Genomic DNA, 561 nt, shown 5'->3' on the forward strand with positions numbered 1-561 from the left:
GTCGTGATTTTCTTCGTATTCTTAGGCAAATACTGACCGGGATTACGTTGCTTGACGGCTGGTTTAGCAGCCGGCTTAATCCCCGCCTTGAGCTTTGCAACCAGAGCGAGGTTTTGAGCAGCGGTACCCGTGTAATTCGTGATCCCGTAAGACTTCGCCAACTTCTCGCGCGCATCGTACGACCATGGTTGACCTTTAGACTTAAGGTAGTTTACAAGACTGATCGACTTGATCTATCCCACAGAGCTGCTTGCGCCTTTCGTGTACTTGCCGGCAAAGTCCTGACTAACATCAAAGTTGCGACCGTTGATATGCTCCGATGATATCCACTGCCAAGCCCCTTTTTTGCCATGCAGGTTCAGCAGACCCATTATTGTAGCGCGCAAGCCAAGGATCTTTTACGCTCAAACTGTCAGCATCAAGATGGTTTTTATAAAAGCTTGATCCGGTGTAAAGATCTACCTGATAGCCCTTATCCCGCATTGTCTGAAGGAATGTGTTGGTGTAACTGGTCAGATTAGCTTTACTCGCAGTCGCCAGTTCCACATCGGCCACAGCCAT

At 48.7% G+C, this 561-nt stretch carries 1 protein-coding gene; it reads right to left on the reverse strand.

The genetic code is table 11. The features are described from left to right. Positions 1–291 precede the first annotated feature (291 nt). A partial coding sequence (locus tag NIE88_RS22185) for a GH25 family lysozyme (protein ID WP_290446647.1) occupies positions 292–561 on the reverse strand: 270 nt, incomplete at its 5' end.

It is taken from the genome of Sporolactobacillus shoreicorticis (assembly GCF_024125445.1).
GTDB lineage: Bacteria > Bacillota > Bacilli > Bacillales > Sporolactobacillaceae > Sporolactobacillus > Sporolactobacillus shoreicorticis.